Origin of the sequence: Algimonas ampicilliniresistens (assembly GCF_030159955.1) — a bacterium.
GTDB classification, from domain to species: domain Bacteria; phylum Pseudomonadota; class Alphaproteobacteria; order Caulobacterales; family Maricaulaceae; genus Litorimonas; species Litorimonas ampicilliniresistens.
In genome coordinates, this window is the sequence record NZ_BSNK01000001.1 from 695,023 (window position 1) to 710,163 (window position 15,141).

The 15,141-nt window shown below is 54.3% G+C and carries 12 protein-coding genes; 10 read left to right on the forward strand and 2 right to left on the reverse strand.

What is annotated here, in order from left to right; all coding sequences use genetic code 11:
• Positions 1–3 precede the first annotated feature (3 nt).
• From QQL54_RS03230 to QQL54_RS03265, 8 genes are all read left to right on the forward strand, one after another.
• Complete coding sequence (locus QQL54_RS03230) at positions 4–972, forward strand: DnaJ C-terminal domain-containing protein (protein ID WP_284387497.1); 969 nt, start codon at positions 4–6, stop codon at positions 970–972.
• 48 nt (positions 973–1,020) lie between these two features.
• The gene (locus tag QQL54_RS03235) at positions 1,021–1,326 is read left to right on the forward strand and encodes a PepSY domain-containing protein (protein WP_284387499.1); all 306 of its coding nucleotides are present in this window, start codon (positions 1,021–1,023) and stop codon (positions 1,324–1,326) included.
• A 44-nt stretch (positions 1,327–1,370) separates the two neighbouring features.
• Positions 1,371–2,048 (forward strand): response regulator transcription factor, encoded by a 678-nt coding sequence (locus tag QQL54_RS03240; protein WP_284387501.1) that lies wholly within the window; start codon positions 1,371–1,373, stop codon positions 2,046–2,048.
• Positions 2,049–2,630: 582 nt separating this feature from the next.
• A complete protein-coding gene (locus tag QQL54_RS15555; RefSeq protein WP_489146271.1) occupies positions 2,631–3,461 on the forward strand; it encodes a sensor histidine kinase in 831 nt (276 codons plus the stop codon).
• An 8-nt stretch (positions 3,462–3,469) separates the two neighbouring features.
• Positions 3,470–4,090 carry a DUF938 domain-containing protein gene (locus tag QQL54_RS03250; RefSeq protein WP_284387505.1) on the forward strand — a complete coding sequence of 207 codons (621 nt, stop codon included), beginning with the start codon at positions 3,470–3,472 and terminating at the stop codon, positions 4,088–4,090.
• Positions 4,091–4,105: 15 nt separating this feature from the next.
• Positions 4,106–5,578 (forward strand): trypsin-like peptidase domain-containing protein, encoded by a 1,473-nt coding sequence (locus tag QQL54_RS03255; RefSeq protein WP_284387507.1) that lies wholly within the window; start codon positions 4,106–4,108, stop codon positions 5,576–5,578.
• Between the two features lie 114 nt (positions 5,579–5,692).
• Positions 5,693–6,364, forward strand: a complete 672-nt coding sequence (locus tag QQL54_RS03260) for a response regulator transcription factor (protein ID WP_284387510.1) — start codon at positions 5,693–5,695, stop codon at positions 6,362–6,364.
• Positions 6,365–8,071 (forward strand): sensor histidine kinase, encoded by a 1,707-nt coding sequence (locus QQL54_RS03265; RefSeq protein ID WP_284387511.1) that lies wholly within the window; start codon positions 6,365–6,367, stop codon positions 8,069–8,071.
• Here the strand turns inward: QQL54_RS03265 and QQL54_RS03270 are convergent.
• A complete protein-coding gene (locus tag QQL54_RS03270; RefSeq protein ID WP_284387513.1) occupies positions 8,068–10,671 on the reverse strand; it encodes a PAS domain-containing sensor histidine kinase in 2,604 nt (867 codons plus the stop codon). The genes QQL54_RS03265 and QQL54_RS03270 overlap by 4 nt on opposite strands.
• A gap of 538 nt (positions 10,672–11,209) precedes the next feature.
• Positions 11,210–11,944, reverse strand: a complete 735-nt coding sequence (locus tag QQL54_RS03275) for an EAL domain-containing protein (RefSeq protein ID WP_284387516.1) — start codon at positions 11,942–11,944, stop codon at positions 11,210–11,212.
• Between the two features lie 204 nt (positions 11,945–12,148).
• Between QQL54_RS03275 and QQL54_RS03280 the strand changes: the two genes are divergently transcribed.
• Together QQL54_RS03280 and QQL54_RS03285 are read left to right on the forward strand one after the other, a co-directional pair.
• Positions 12,149–13,294 (forward strand): AraC family transcriptional regulator, encoded by a 1,146-nt coding sequence (locus QQL54_RS03280; protein ID WP_284387518.1) that lies wholly within the window; start codon positions 12,149–12,151, stop codon positions 13,292–13,294.
• A 127-nt stretch (positions 13,295–13,421) separates the two neighbouring features.
• Positions 13,422–15,125: a serine hydrolase gene (locus tag QQL54_RS03285; RefSeq protein WP_284387520.1), complete on the forward strand. Its 1,704-nt coding sequence runs from the start codon at positions 13,422–13,424 to the stop codon at positions 15,123–15,125.
• The last annotated feature ends 16 nt before the right edge of the window (positions 15,126–15,141 follow it).

The following is a 15,141-nucleotide window of genomic DNA, read 5'->3' on the forward strand; positions in this document are numbered from 1 at the left end:
GTGATGGCGAAGAAAAATCCATATGATTTGCTGGGTGTCCCGAAGACCGCAACGGATAAAGAAATCCGTTCGGCCTATCGAAAGCTGGCCAAGAAACTTCATCCGGATGTGAATCCGGACGATAAAACGTCAGGCGAACGCTTCAAGGAAGTGACGGCGGCCTATAATCTTCTCTCTAACGAAGACCTCCGTAAGCAATATGATAGCGGCGCGATCGATGAGCAGGGTCAGCAACGCAATCCGTTCGCAGGTGGATTTGGCCAGAGAGGCGGGAGTGGGCCGGGCTACGAGACTGGCTTTGGTGGTTTTGAGGGCTTTGGCGGTCGCGGCGGCGGTCAAATGGGTCAGGACGATATGACCGACCTGTTCGGGTCGCTGTTTGGTATGAATACGGGTAGTTTTGCGGGCGGTATGCGCGGCGGAACGAACCGCCCGCCCGTTCGCCGGAAAGGCGCAGACATTCAGTACACGGTGGACCTATCCCTGCCTGAAGCGCTGAAAGGCGGAATGCGCCAATTACCGAGCGGGACGAAAGTCCGCATTCCGGCCGGCATCAAAAATGGCCAGACCTTGCGTGTTCGGGGCAAGGGCGAATCAGGCAGTGGCGGCGGTCCGGCAGGCGATGCCTTGGTGAAAGTCAGCGTCCAATCTCATCCTAATCTTTCGCGAAGTGGTGATGACCTTCAGCTCCGCCTTCCCATAAGTCTCACAGAGGCGCTGAGAGGCGGCTCTGTTCGCATTGAGATGCCGAGCGGTGCGGTGAGTCTTAAGATTGCGCCGGGATCGAATACTGGCAAGAAGATGCGGCTAAAGGGCAAGGGCGCACCCGGTAAAGGCAAGAATCGCGGCAATTTGATTGTGGAATTAGTCGTTACTCTGACGGACGCTGAACTGGCTCAGTCGGACGATCTTACCAAATCTTTGCCCGAAACAAACGGCGCTGCACTTCGTGACGGCCTGATTGGTAGTTAAACACCATATTCAGTCTTCGTTCAGAGGGTCATGCATAGAGGGACGGCAATGAAACGTATGACGCTCATAATTTCAGCCTTGATGCTTAGCCTGATCGGCACGCCGTCTTTGGCGTCGGCTCCGCAATGGATTCAAACTGATCGCGTGTCTGAGGCATCGACCGTGTCGCCTTATGACTATGCGCAGCGTCAAATTAGCGCCCGCGAGGCGAGAGCCATCGCCTTGGCGCGCGTCCCAGGCGGCGAAGTCGTCGATATTCGCCGGACCGCTGATGCTTATCGCGTTCGTATCATTGCCCGCGATGGCCGCGTTGTTGATATCGTGGTTGACGCCAATACCGGGCGCGTTCGATAGCAACCCAACATCCCAACCTTTACAGGTAACGTGCGGAGACCCCCATGCGCATTCTCGTCGTCGAAGATGATCCCGATCTATCCCGCCAGCTTAAGCAGGTTCTGAAAGAGCAGGGCTATGCCGTTGATGTGGCGACAGATGGTGTCGAAGGGCATTTCCTCGGCGACACAGAGCCCTATGACGCCGTAGTCCTTGATCTTGGCCTGCCGCAGATTGATGGCGTCTCGGTGCTACAGAAATGGCGCGCGGATGAGCGTAAAATGCCGGTTTTGATTCTAACAGCGCGTGATCAGTGGTCTGAAAAGGTCGCCGGGTTTGATGCGGGCGCGGATGATTATCTGACCAAGCCTTTCCATACGGAAGAATTGCTGGCCCGATTGCGCGCATTGTTACGCCGGGCTGCTGGGCACACGACAGACACGATAGAACTCGGCGACCTGGTCGTTGATAACCGTGCGGCCCGTGCGTTCGTGAACGGGATGGGAATCAAGCTGACAAGCCACGAGTTCCGGCTTTTATCTTATATGGCAGCCCATAAAGGTCGGGTAATTTCGCGTACGGAAATGGTTGAGCATATTTACGACCAAGACTTTGATCGCGACAGTAATACGATCGAAGTCTTCATCGGCCGGCTGCGTAAGAAGATTGGTACAGACCGTATCGAAACGGTGCGCGGCCTCGGCTACCGCCTTGTTGACCCGGATGCGCCCGATCAAGCCTAAGCAAAATATTCGGGCAGGCGGCTAGCACGGATGCCGGATACGCCCAATCCGTCACTGGTTTCACGACTGGTCCGCGCGGCGTTGCTATGGACGGCGCCCGCCTTGATCACGGGCCTGCTTCTGCTGACGTGGTTCTATCGCGACACTGTTTATACGTCCTTCGATGATCCGCTTGAATCCGCCGTTACGGCACTGATTGCGTCTGTTGAAGTTACGGAGACGGGTCAATTAACCCTGAGCCGTGAGCCTCTTGATCCGCGTTATCAGCAGGCCTTATCGGGTCGATATTGGATGATCGGCCAAGTCCAAGAGGACGGATCGATGCTGCCTTTGGTGGCTTCTCGCTCACTCTATGGCGAGTCACTGCCGATCACAGCACGAGATCGCCAGCGTTTGAGCGCAGCAACGGGCGAAGTGGTCAATATGTCCACTTCAGGGCCTAATGAGGTCGAACCCCTGCGCATTATCGCGCGCGAAGTTCGTCTGCCGGACATGTTAGAACCTGTTATCGCTATGGCGGCAGCAGACCGTCGGTCCGCGACACGGTCCATTCAACAATTTGCTGTCATTGCTCTGCTGGTGATGGGTTTGCTGACGGCGGGGCTGTTGGCAGCGATCTACGCTCAGGTGCGTCTCGGTTTGCGACCCCTTTTTGCCTTGGCAGAACGCGTGGCGGATGTCCGCGAAGGTCGATCAACCCGATTAGAAGGGCGTTATCCGGCTGAGATTGCAGATGTAGCGAATGAACTGAACTCGCTGATTGCGCACAATCGAAATGTCGTCGAACGCGCCCAAACCCATGTCGGGAATCTTGCTCACGGACTAAAAACACCCATAGCGGTTTTGCAAAATGAAGCCGGGCTCGGCAGCAAAGTCGATGCGAATGTCGTCAATCGCCAGACCGAGGCCATGTCGGCGCAGGTTGACCACCATCTGCGCCGCGCTCGCGCGGCGGCTCGGGGGCAGGCGATTGGTCTGTCCTGCGATGTCGATGACGTGATTAGCGCGCTCGCCCGAACTCTACCGCGGATTCATCGCGATAAAGACGTGATTATTGATGTGGACGGCGAAGCCGGACTGAGGTTTCGCGGCGATAAACGCGATCTGGAAGACATGGTCGGCAATTTGATGGATAATTCGGCTAAGTGGACCCGGTCAGATGTGGAAGTTCTTCGTATTTCTGACGATACCAATCTGAAGATCACTATCGAGGATAATGGACCCGGTATTCCCGATGCAGAAGTCGAAACGGCGTTAAAACGCGGGGCACGGCTTGATGAAGCGACGCCGGGGTCCGGCCTTGGCCTGTCTATTGTTCATGATCTGGCCGAAGCCTATGGTGGCTCGCTGGAACTGTCTCGCTCTGCCCTTGGTGGATTGAAGGCGGTTTTGTCTCTGCCGCGCGCTTTTTAGGAATCTCGATGACCAACACGCCTATAGCTTTGGAGGATCGGGACCGTGACGGAGATCGCTTGTTTTCGCCCAGCGCAGGACGCAACAAGGCCATCATTGCGGATTCGTTGAGCGCGCATTTACCGCCATCCGCACGGGTTCTTGAGCTTGGATCCGGAACCGGAGAGCACGGTGCCGCGCTCGGTGATCTTCGGCCTGATGTGATCTGGCAATATAGCGATCCAGATCCGGGTTCTCGCCTCAGTCAAGCGGCATGGGCGCAAGATGGCTGGCCTGAACCGCTGGATATTGACCTGACGGCACCGAATTGGACTGCTGATTTGGGGGCTTTTGATACAGTTTTTTCAGCGAATATGATCCATATTGCACCGATTGAGGCCGCAAAAGGTTTGGCATCTGGCGCGGCAGCTCTGACAGACACGGTTGTTCTCTATGGACCGTTCCTGTTCGGGCCGGAGAGCGCAGCTTCCAATCTAGACTTTGATGCGTCACTCAAACGCAGAAATCCGCATTGGGGTGTGCGCGAGTTGGATCTTGTTAAACATATCTTTGAAGATGCAGGCTTTAATAGCCTCCAAAGTTTCGGCATGCCACGCAACAACCATATTGTGAGGCTGTCAAAGCACTAGTCTTTGGAGCCTGCCATGCGTGCTGCCATACTTGCCGCCAGCCTTTGCCTGATCGCTTCTACAGCGACGGCGCAAACGGTCCCAACCATTGAAGTTAAACGGTCTGGCCAGCCTGAGACCAACACGCCTCTGCGTGACGGAGGGCAGATTTTGACGTCTCGCGCCCGCGAAGCGGCGAATAACCTGTTTAACACACCGATTGCTGCGCTGCCGTCAATTGCAGATTTAGTCGAGCGGGTGAGCCAATCGACAGTGAATATCATCGTAACGACTGCGAGTGGTGAAATGGTTTCAGAGGGGCAGGGGTCAGGGTTTGTCATCAGCCCTGAGCGCGAAGTTGTGACCAATTATCACGTTATCGAAGGGGGGCAGACGATTGAAATTGAATTCAATGACGGTCGGCGTTTCCCTGCTGAGATCATTGGGACGGATGAAGAAACCGATCTCGCTCTATTGACCTTCGCATCGACCGAGCCTGTTCCACATGTGTTATTCCATCAAGGCGACGACACAAGGATTGGCGATTGGGTCGTTGCGATTGGGAATCCGTTCGGGATTGGTCAATCGACATCACTCGGCGTGATTTCAGCTATTGGGCGTAAGCGGGTCGATAGCGGATCTTATGTCGATTACATTCAGACGGATGCAACGATTAACCGGGGTAATTCGGGTGGTCCTCTATTCAATCTCAATGGTGATGTGATTGGCGTCAACTCAGCCATTTATTCACCAACCGGGGCCTCGGTCGGAATTGCGTTCGTCATTCCGCACCAGACCGCTGAAACGGTTGTGACCGCTATTCGTAATAATGGACGCGTGCGTCGCGGTTATTTGGGCGCCGGTCTAAGGGATGCTGTTTACGAAATGGATGGTCGTCCGGGAATTCTGAAGTCCGGTGCGATGGTCAATAGCCTACTGCCGGGAAGCCCCGCAGAGGTTTACGGGCTGGAAATTGATGACATTATCCTGCGTATCAACGACACGCCCGTGCGTAATTCCGTTGAAGCGACGCGGGCCATTGGCAGACTGGATCCCGGTGATGTGGCCACCTTCATTTATGAACGGTTGGAGGAACCTTACTCTATCCAAGTGTCTATCGGTGAACGGCCCGAAAAGTCAGAAGTAGACCGCGCTGCCGCCATTAGCCGTGGCTTGCCACCGCCACCGCCGAAGGCTGACCCCCATGCCCGCATCAATATTGATACAGGTGTGCATGTGCTTGATATCTCTGCCGAATTCCGCACAGCCATTGGCATGCGGTCTGATCAGGTCGGGGTATATGTTGAAAGCGTCGAACCGGGATCGTCTGCCGAATCGGCTGGGTTTAAGATCGGGCAGGTCCTGCTCGAAGCTGATGGAATCCCAATCGCTGAGGTCGCTAAGTGGAAGTCGATGATATTGAACGCCAAACTGGATAAACAGCGTAATATCAAAATCCGGCTTCGCCTAAAGGCCGGCGGAGAAACAACGCTGTCCCTACCGCTTTAAGTCTGGCCTTTGCCAAAGAGCTTGGCACGCGCACTGTAACCTTACCGAATGGTCGTTATCTTTCCTGATCGTCTGCCTGTAACTATATGGACAGAGCATTACGGAGAGACGTTGATGAAAATTCTAGTTGTCGAAGATGACGAAGTAGCCGCTGAGTATGTCAAAAAGGGTTTGTCCGAAGCCGGACATGTCGTTGACCTTGCCGCAGATGGCGATACCGCGCTAGAGATGGCCGGGGCCGCTGACTATGACGCGGTGATCCTTGACCGCATGTTGCCTAAACGCGACGGGCTCGAAGTTCTCTCCAATATGCGCGAGAACGGGAATGCGACTCCGGTCCTGATCCTGTCTGCCTTGGGCGAAACGGACCATAAGGTCGAAGGGCTTCGGGCGGGTGGCGACGATTATCTCGCCAAACCCTATTCTTTCACTGAGTTACTGGCCCGAGTCGAGGCGATCGGTCGACGGTCAGACCCAACCGCCGCCGTCACCAAGTTGAAAGTCGGCGATCTTGAAATGGACCTCTTGGCGCGGACGGTGCGTCGGGCAGGGCAGAAAGTTCTGCTTCAGCCTCGCGAGTTTCGTTTGCTGGAATGTTTGATGCGCAATGCAGGGCGGGTTGTAACCCGGACGATGTTACTCGAAAAAGTCTGGGACTATCATTTTGACCCCCAGACCAATGTTATCGACGTTCATATTTCGCGTTTGCGTGGCAAGATCGACAAAGAGTTCGAAACACCCCTGCTGCACACGGTTCGCGGCGCGGGTTACCGCCTGCAGCCCTGATTGAACGCGACCGCAAAACACAAAGACGCTCAGCCTCTCGGTGATCTCGCCGAGACGCTTTCACGTCTTCTGAAGAATACGGTGTTCCGACTCTCGCTAGTCGGAGCAGTGCTATTCGGGGGTTCGCTGCTGGTCGCTCAACTGATCGTTTATGATACGATCGTGTCGTCTGAATTGAGACGCATTGAAGAAGGCTTGAAGAATGAGCTTTCTGAACTGGAAGTTATCTTCCAAAGCGGCGGCGATGCCGAGTTACTGGCTGCACAGCAATCCGGCATTCTTCCGCAAAACGCGTCCGATATCAATTTGGAGCAAGTTGCCCTCGCGCGGGCCATATTTGATGCTGGTGCTCGGGAGCGGACGTCCCGTTATGTGACATTGCGCGATGTTTCGCCCGACATCTATTCGATGTTTGTCTTCAAAGGCGCGGCTGTCGGTAAGCTTGTTACTGAGGACATCCAGACCCTTGGTATGGCGTCTAAAGATCTTCCTCAGTTTGATCGTTCCTCATCCCTCATCTGGGAAAAGGCCATTGCGACGGTTGAAAACCCTGAAACAGGAGATGTGGAAGAGCGGCGTATCAGTGCGGTGGGTCTCGTTATTGGAAAAGAAGGCCAGATAGACGAACCTCCGGACGGTGTATTGTTCGTCGGTCGTGACGTTGAAAATATCATGCGCACGGGTGAGCGCATGAGGTCGGCCATGACGACGTCGTCACTTATCGCCTTATTTCTTGGTATTCTCTCGTCAATTTTTGTCGCGCGTCGGTTCGCTCGCCGCGTCGATAGCCTTAATCAACTCGCCAATGATGTGCAGGCGGGTCATCTGGATCGTCGAGCGCCGCGAAACTATTCCGAAGATGAAATGGATCGTCTGGCCGAGCATCTGAACGGGATGCTCGATCACATCGACAGGCTGATGAAAGCCATGCGTTATGCCGGAGACTCGGTCGCACATGATCTCCGGACGCCTTTGACACGGTTGCGGACGCGGCTGGAAACGGCCGCCGTCGAGGCCGGTGATAAACCAGAAGCCGACGTGCTTTACGCAGCGGCGTCAGATGCGGATCAATTACTAAAGACATTTGACTCTGTCTTGCGGATTGCCCGGCTTGAAGCGGGTGAGCGGCGCGAGTTGCTTAAACCTCTCGACCCCAAACCGATACTTGACGATCTGGCCGAGCTTTACGAGCCAGCTTGCGACGATGTTGGGATTACCTTCACCCACCATATTGATAAAGGTTTGATGATCATGGCGGATCGAGGATTACTCTCCCAAGCCGTATCAAATCTTGTCGAGAATGCGATCAAATACACGCCGGTCGACATGGACGGCGAAGCCGGCAGCGGCCGCATCCACTTATCAGCGAAGAAGAGCCCGCGGGGTCGGGTTCGGATCGCAGTTGCGGATGATGGCCCCGGCATTCCGAAATTTGATCGGGAGCGCGTCAAAGAGCGTTTCGTTCGACTGGATAAGAGCCGCACAAAGCCGGGCTCTGGTCTTGGATTAGCGCTTGTTGATGCAGTCGCTGAATTACACCAAGCGGAGCTCATCATGGATGACGGGCTGGGAGCAGACGCCGTGATCGCTGGGCAGGATGATCATGAAGGGCGCCCGGGGCTGAAAGTCGAACTGGTCTTTCCGCGCGTTAAGGCCAGAAAAGCCGATCCTGAAGCCACTACAGCTCAGACCGATAAACTTACCTAAGCGACCGACGCCGCCTCCGTAGGTTCGCGGTCGCCTTGACCAAGAACATTGGCGATGTCTTGGGCGAGGCGGGTGATCTCATCGCCAACCTCAGTCGTTTCAACCTCGACAGCTTTCGCGACAGGGGTGTTCGGTAAGGTGAAGGTTACTGTTGTGCCTTCGCCGAGTGTTGAAGCAATGCTCAAATTGCCACCATGTAATTCCACCAACGATTTGGAGAGCGCCAGACCGAGGCCCGTCCCTTCATGTTTGCGCGAGTGTTGGCTGTCGATTTGTTCAAATGGCTGCGCCAATCGGGCGATGTCTTTTTCGGAAATACCAATCCCTGTATCGATGACATGGACAATGATGCCACTCGATTTGGGTTCCACCTTCAACGTTACGGTTCCGCCTTCAGGCGTGAACTTGATGGCATTGGTCGCAAGGTTGAGCAGAACCTGTTTAACTGCACGTGGATCAGCTTGAATGTCTTGCGCGTCAATCTCGTCATTGACGAGCTTTAAGCGATTTTCGTCAGCGCGACCCCGAACCATACGAAGAACTTGGGTAATTATGTCCGCGATTGAGAGCGATTCAACATTAAGCGTCATCTTCCCTGCCTCAATCTTCGACATATCGAGAATATCGTTGATCAGAGATAGGAGATGTTGCCCAGAGAACAGGATGTCAGAGATATATTCGCGGTAACGCGGGTCGCCGAGCGGACCGAACATCTCTTTCTTCATAATGTCGGAAAAGCCGTTGATCGCATTCAGCGGTGTGCGCAGCTCGTGGCTCATATTCGCCAAGAATTCGGACTTGGATTGATTAGCTTCCTCGGCGCGGATTTTTTCCTGCTCATAGTTCTCCGCGAGTTCGACAATCCGGGTTTGTGACTCCCGTAAAATATTGATGGTCGATTGCAGGCGGTCGCGATTGGCTTCCAATTCGGTTTCGCGCGCGCGGATCCCCGTTACATCAGTGCCGATTGATACACGCCCGCCGTCGACAGTCTGTGTCTCTAAATAACGCAGCCAGCGTCCATCTTTCAGCTGGATTTCCCGTCCCGTTCCGTCTTCGAGATCAGAAATGCTTTCGATCACCTGATCGGAATAATGCTCGATAACGGAATATTCCATGCCTGGCTGGAGATTGCCGGCTTCAAACCCAAAAAAGTCTTCAAATTTTCGGTTCCATAGCACCAATCGCCCCAGCTGATCCCAGATGACGAAACTATCGTTCATAGACCGAAGCGCATCATAGAGGCGCGCTTCCGCTGCCTTGAGCCGGGTCTGCGTGCCGCGGGCTTCCGTCACGTCGATGGACATGCCGATGATGACCTTGGCCTGATCATAGCCACGCGTCGACGGCACCCCCCGACAGGCCACGATCAGAGGCAATTGCGCCAAGGATAATTCCATGTCGAAGGCACCCGTGACATGGGCGCGTCTGATGGTGTTGTAGAGTTTGTCGCGATCGTTCCCTTCAAATATCGCTAGGAATTGTGGCAAAGAGATCGTCTTATCTTCGTCGCCCAGACCCATCATTCTGGCGAGTGATTTGCTGAGATAAGCCGTATTGCGTGTCAGATCGATTTCCCAGATGCCGCCGCCTGATCCTTCGACCGCGGCCTGGTAACGCTGGCGCGCAACTTCATCTTCACTATTTCTAACCTTGAGCGCCCGCATCTGCCGGACAAGTTGATAGGCTAGCACCCAGCCTAACCAGACTAAGCCGGCAAACAACAAGCCGAACATAATAATATTCTGGGTCAGGAAGCTCGGCATGGAGCGATCGCGACGGTCGATCAAGAACATGGATCCGCCGGATTTTGGCACAGGGGCCGCGCCTAGCCAGACGGGCGTTCCGCCCGCTTCTGTTCGGATCAACTCCGTTTTATTAAGCTGTGCCAGCGTATTCATCCGCGCTGGCGTGAGTTCAAAATGGGAATAAGCTCCGATCTTGCCAATATTAGACGGCGCGTCGATCAGACGGCCATTCGATAGAACCAATGCATTGTCGGGTCCGCCAGTGCCCGCCAGAGCGCCAGACTGTAGCGCTGCGAGTAGGTAAATATCCTGCACGCGCTGAACAATCACAGGAGTGGTTTCGCCAGTCTCAGGTTGGATCAAGGAGGCGATGCGAATATGTCCATCGCCAATCCCGCTCAGATCAATCTGTGACAAAGCAAGGCCAGCATTATCTGTCTCGGCAAGAACCTCACCTTGGCCGTTGAGGACGGCGATACCCACAACCTTATCGGACCGCCGAGCCAAGGGGGCAATAATCGAGGGGTCTCTGGAAACAGATAGAGACAGGCTCATCAAAGCCGTTTGCGCGTCAATAGCCTCTGAAACGCTCCGGGCCCGAATTTCGAGATCAGAGGTAAAGGCGCTCATAGTGGTTTGTGTGTGCCGACTATAATCGCCGACCGTCTTGGTTGTGAACAAGATCGCGAACAGTGCGACGAATGCTAGCGACGCAAGAATGATACGACGTACGCCCTGTACGCCGCTGATGCGGTTGGAGATACGGTTCATAAGTGCGGTTTCGGACTGATCCCTAGGAGTTTGCACAGGCTGCTGAGCGGGAACAGGCAGTTGAACGGGTGGCGGTGCCATAACAGCGCCAGCATGTGGAGCGGGCGGTGGGGTTGGTCCCATCCCAACACGTGATCTTAGCGGAGTGATTGCGTCGGGATGTTGAGGCGCATGAGCGGCCGCTCTAAGCGGGGTCTCCGTGGTCGGACCCGGCGGTTCGGTGCCAGGCTGGGCTAAAGGCATAGGTGGCAGGTTAGGCTGTGGCACCTGTGAGTGTCCGCCAGAAGGCGCGTACGCCCGGGGCGTGTACGGCTGTGCTTGAGCGGGGGGTTGAAGTTGGCTCGGATTTCTAGGCTGATATTCTACCGGACCAGAATTGGCGGGTGCGTCGCTGGAAGCACCGGGCATAGGATAAGGCTGCGATGGCGCAGGTCGTTGGTCTTGCACCGGGTGTGGGGGTGCGGACGCATTGGGATGTGAGCGGTTCGCCACCATGTCAGAATGCAGTCGGCCTCCCATTCCGAATCACCCTTGAATGGGTAACGGGCAGCTACCGGACTGTCGAACCAAATTAGGGTTAACAGTCCGGTAATAAAAGGAAATTTCGTCTGTATATCGGCTATTTGATGCGGGTTTCGACTTCCGGCTTACCGAGAGCATAACCCTGCGCGGCATCGATCCCAAGACGACGCACGAAATCGAGTAATTCGACGGTCTCGATTCCTTCGGCGATGAAGCGCACATCAAGCGGTTCGCGAAGGGTCAACAAAGCCTGCAAAATGGCTCGGTCTCTCACATTATTGAAGGCCGCCGCAACAAATCCACCATCGATCTTCAACCAATTTGCCGGGAGGGCGCGCAGGTAGCGGATTGAAGCCGCGCCAGCGCCAACATCGTCAAGGCAGACCGGATGTCCCCGCGATTTAAGTTCAGTGAGCAGGCTTTCCGCTAGCTCGATATTATCCATGTCCCAGCTTTCGGTCAGCTCAATGACAAGTCGGGTGGGCGAGGCGTGAAGCGCTGTTAGGCAGGCTAAGACAGACGGTTTGAAGGTTTCTTTATCGACCGACGCCCCGGATAGGTTGATCGCTATGCCAGGACCGTCAGGGTCCGCGTTGAGGACTAGAATGGCTTGAGCCAACATTGATAAATCAAGGTCCCGAATGACTCCTGAAATTTCGGCCGGGCGGATTACGCCTTCCGTTCCTTGACCCGCGAAACGGACTAACCATTCATAATGATGGATATGACCGTCCGTCAGATCGACGATCGGCTGGCGCATCACTTTGTAGCGCTGTTCCGACACATGTTCGCGAAAGCCAGCGGCCGTAAGGACGTTACTCAGATTCGTCATGGGCCCGGAAGCCTTTGGTTGTTTATAAAATACGGCATAGATTTAGGGAGGGTAAGTAGCACGCTGGCCCTAATAAATCGTGTCGATTGGGTCGTTTTGAATTAATCAATCTACGACTAGATTGTTATGGCGGCTGAGCTCTGCCATGTGCGCGGAAATCACGAAATGCTCCGGCCTGAGTGAGCGCGATGAGCAGGAGACAAGATGTTTGATCAGGCGTTGGCCATAATCTCCATTCTCATCTGCTTCATGTGCGTCGTGCTGGCGGCATTTCTTATAGCCGTTCCGACCGAGAGAAAGCTGCCCAATTGGCTGTTCGCCATCTTTCTCATTCTGACGGCGATGGATGTCAGCGCTTGGATAGTGATGGGGAGCGACCTGGCGGGATCGTGGCCCGATGCCGCTCGGTCCTCACTCGGAGCGTTGCAAATGCCAGTGTTTGTTGGGTTCTTTGTGACCAGTCTTTATTCCAATGTAAGACTGAAGTGGCGCGATTGTGTGCACATGGTGCCGTTTCTCGTGATGCTGTTGCTGACCTTACCGGGCGAGCAATTGCCATGGGCAATAGATGAAACGGTAGTCTCGCCTGATAGCCGAACACTTTACATGACGCAGACTGAGTTAGTCTTCGGGCTGATCGTCTCACACGTTCAGTATTATACATATATCGCCGCAGTGATCGTTATCCTCCTTCGCTTCAGATCCCGATTTCAACAGATGTTTGCGGATAGTCGATCAGAGGTTTTCAGATGGCTGTCGCAGCTTCTGATCGTATCGATTTATGCACATACGTTGACGCTTGTGCGCAGTTTCGTCTCATTTGGAACCATGACCAGCTTGTTTCAGGGGTTGCAGCTTTCAGGCGCCCTGATCGTTCTGTCTGTTGTGACTTGGGTGACGCTGAAGGCTCTGCTTCATCCTGAAATCTTCCGAGGCATTGACGGTACTTCGTCCATTCCGCTGAAGCGTGAAGCGAAACCAACCTCCGACACACGGTCAATAAGTGCCGAAAAGAAACGGTTGGTGACACATATGGATGGGACTCGCCCTTATCTCGATCCTGAATTGAATCTCAAAACCCTAGCGGATCAAATGGCGTTTACACCACGGGAGCTGTCGGAACTGATCAATCTCGAATTCGGTGTGCATTTCTTTGATTTCGTCAACGGCTACCGGGTCGACACAGCCAAAGTGATGTTGACTGACCAGCCAGAACGTACGGTCTTGGATGTGCTTTATGCCGTTGGGTTCAATTCAAAATCGTCATTCAATACGGCCTTCAAAAAGCGCACTCATATGACGCCTAGCGCATTTCGGAAGTCGAGAGATCTGGCTCGATCGATGGCGTAATGAGGTTGAAGTCCGTGGACGATGGAATGAACTAACGCGTCAAAAAGGTTCGATTTCGCGTAGTCGGTCGCGTTTCAGGCCAGAATAAGCTCCTTGGCATGGTCAGTTCCATTTCAAGGATGTCCCCATGCGTACCAGACGACTCATACCACCCATCTTTGCCCTCATGGCCGTGTTGCACCTTTCGAGTTGTGCGCAAACCGAACCCAATCCACAGGCACCGACGCTGTCTGTTTCAGAACAAGCGACGGCGTTGTTAGAAGACTGGGACTTAGACGATGCGCCCGGCGTAGCGGTCGCTATCAGTTTGAACGGCGAAACCGTTTTCGCGTCGGGGAACGGTATCGCAGATTTGGATTACGGCATTCCGATCACGCCCGATACTGTGTTTAAGGTGGCGTCAGTCTCCAAACAATTCACCGCTTTCTCCATCTTCCTTTTGCAGTCGGACGGTCTGTTGGATGTGAATGAGGATATACGCACCTATCTGCCCGGCCTGCCAGAGTTTGAGCAGCCAGTGACGATCGCTCATCTTTTAGACCATATGGGCGGACTGCGAGAAGGCGGCGTCCTGGCCCCGCTCTCAGGCTGGTTGGAAGACGATGTCGAAACCAATCGTCAATTTCGTCGTCTGGTTGCGCGTCAGCGCGGCGTGAATTTTGCGTCGGGAACTGCTGTAGAATATAGCAATTCGGGATATCTTCTGCTGGCGCAAATCGTCGAAACCGTGTCGGGGCAATCATTTCAGGATTTTACTCGGGAGAGGCTTTTCAAACCGCTCCAAATGACTCGAACCCAGTTTTATTCTGATCGTACGGTATTGCTTTCCAATCATGCGAAATCCTACGCACCAAAGGGTGATGGGTATGCCAATATCCACCATAATTCAGAGCTTGTTGGATCGACTGGCCTGACGACGACGGCTCACGATCTGCTGAAATGGGCTGCCAACTTTGAAACGCGCAAGATCGGTTCTGATGAACTCTTCCAAAACATGGCCATTCGGAAAAAGGCGACGGATGGTCGCTCGGCCACATTCGGTCGCGGACACGAACGCCGCCAATATAACGGCCTGGAAACGTGGTCGCATGGTGGGCGGATTGCGGGTTACCGATCCTTCTTACTCCGCGTGCCTAGTGAAACCTTTGCGATCTCAATCCTGAGCAATCGATCCGATTTCGATACGGCGAAAATTGCCTTCGGAATGGTCGACATCTTTTTGTCAGATAGCGACTCATTCCAACTTGAAGCTCCGGCAGAGTGGGCAGCTTTGAGCGTGAGCGACGCGCAAAGCTATGAGGGAGACTATGAGTTGTATCCTGGCACTCTGTTTCAGATCGGAGCTGACGGATCAGACCTAACGCTGACAATGATGGGTTCGGACGACACGAATGTTCTGCCGCAGGTCGGGCAAAGACGCTTCGCGCTCGATTCAGATGGTGATCTGTTTGTGGAGTTTGAGGTGGATGCTGCAGGACGACCCACTGCGCTTCTTTACGTCATTGGCCTCCACGGATCGTTGCGAGCCCCGCGGATTGAACTCGAGTCTTATGAGCCATCACCCGTTAGCGCGTCCGATTATGCGGGTCGATACTATAGTGAGGAACTCGCAACTAGCTATGAGGTTAACGTCGAAGACGGTGTGATGACGGCCACGCATATCCGCCTACCTGTCGCTACGCTGAGCGACTATCAGCCGGATATGTTTAGGGCGCCAGGCACTGCGTTGGGTCGCGTCAAATTTGTCAGAGATGCATCTGACGTCGTCATAGGCGCACAGATTTCAGCACCTTTAGTGAGCGACATATGGTTTGAGCGTATTGTCCGATAACCCGATAACCCGATAA

Coding starts and splice junctions, on each gene's coding strand:
- QQL54_RS03230 (WP_284387497.1), top strand. CDS start 4: ATGGCGAAGAAAAATCCATATGATTTGCTGGGTGTCCCGAAGACCGCA.
- QQL54_RS03235 (WP_284387499.1), top strand. CDS start 1,021: ATGAAACGTATGACGCTCATAATTTCAGCCTTGATGCTTAGCCTGATC.
- QQL54_RS03240 (WP_284387501.1), top strand. CDS start 1,371: ATGCGCATTCTCGTCGTCGAAGATGATCCCGATCTATCCCGCCAGCTT.
- QQL54_RS15555 (WP_489146271.1), top strand. CDS start 2,631: ATGGGTTTGCTGACGGCGGGGCTGTTGGCAGCGATCTACGCTCAGGTG.
- QQL54_RS03250 (WP_284387505.1), top strand. CDS start 3,470: ATGACCAACACGCCTATAGCTTTGGAGGATCGGGACCGTGACGGAGAT.
- QQL54_RS03255 (WP_284387507.1), top strand. CDS start 4,106: ATGCGTGCTGCCATACTTGCCGCCAGCCTTTGCCTGATCGCTTCTACA.
- QQL54_RS03260 (WP_284387510.1), top strand. CDS start 5,693: ATGAAAATTCTAGTTGTCGAAGATGACGAAGTAGCCGCTGAGTATGTC.
- QQL54_RS03270 (WP_284387513.1), bottom strand. CDS start 10,671: ATGGCACCGCCACCCGTTCAACTGCCTGTTCCCGCTCAGCAGCCTGTG.
- QQL54_RS03275 (WP_284387516.1), bottom strand. CDS start 11,944: ATGACGAATCTGAGTAACGTCCTTACGGCCGCTGGCTTTCGCGAACAT.
- QQL54_RS03280 (WP_284387518.1), top strand. CDS start 12,149: ATGTTTGATCAGGCGTTGGCCATAATCTCCATTCTCATCTGCTTCATG.
- QQL54_RS03285 (WP_284387520.1), top strand. CDS start 13,422: ATGCGTACCAGACGACTCATACCACCCATCTTTGCCCTCATGGCCGTG.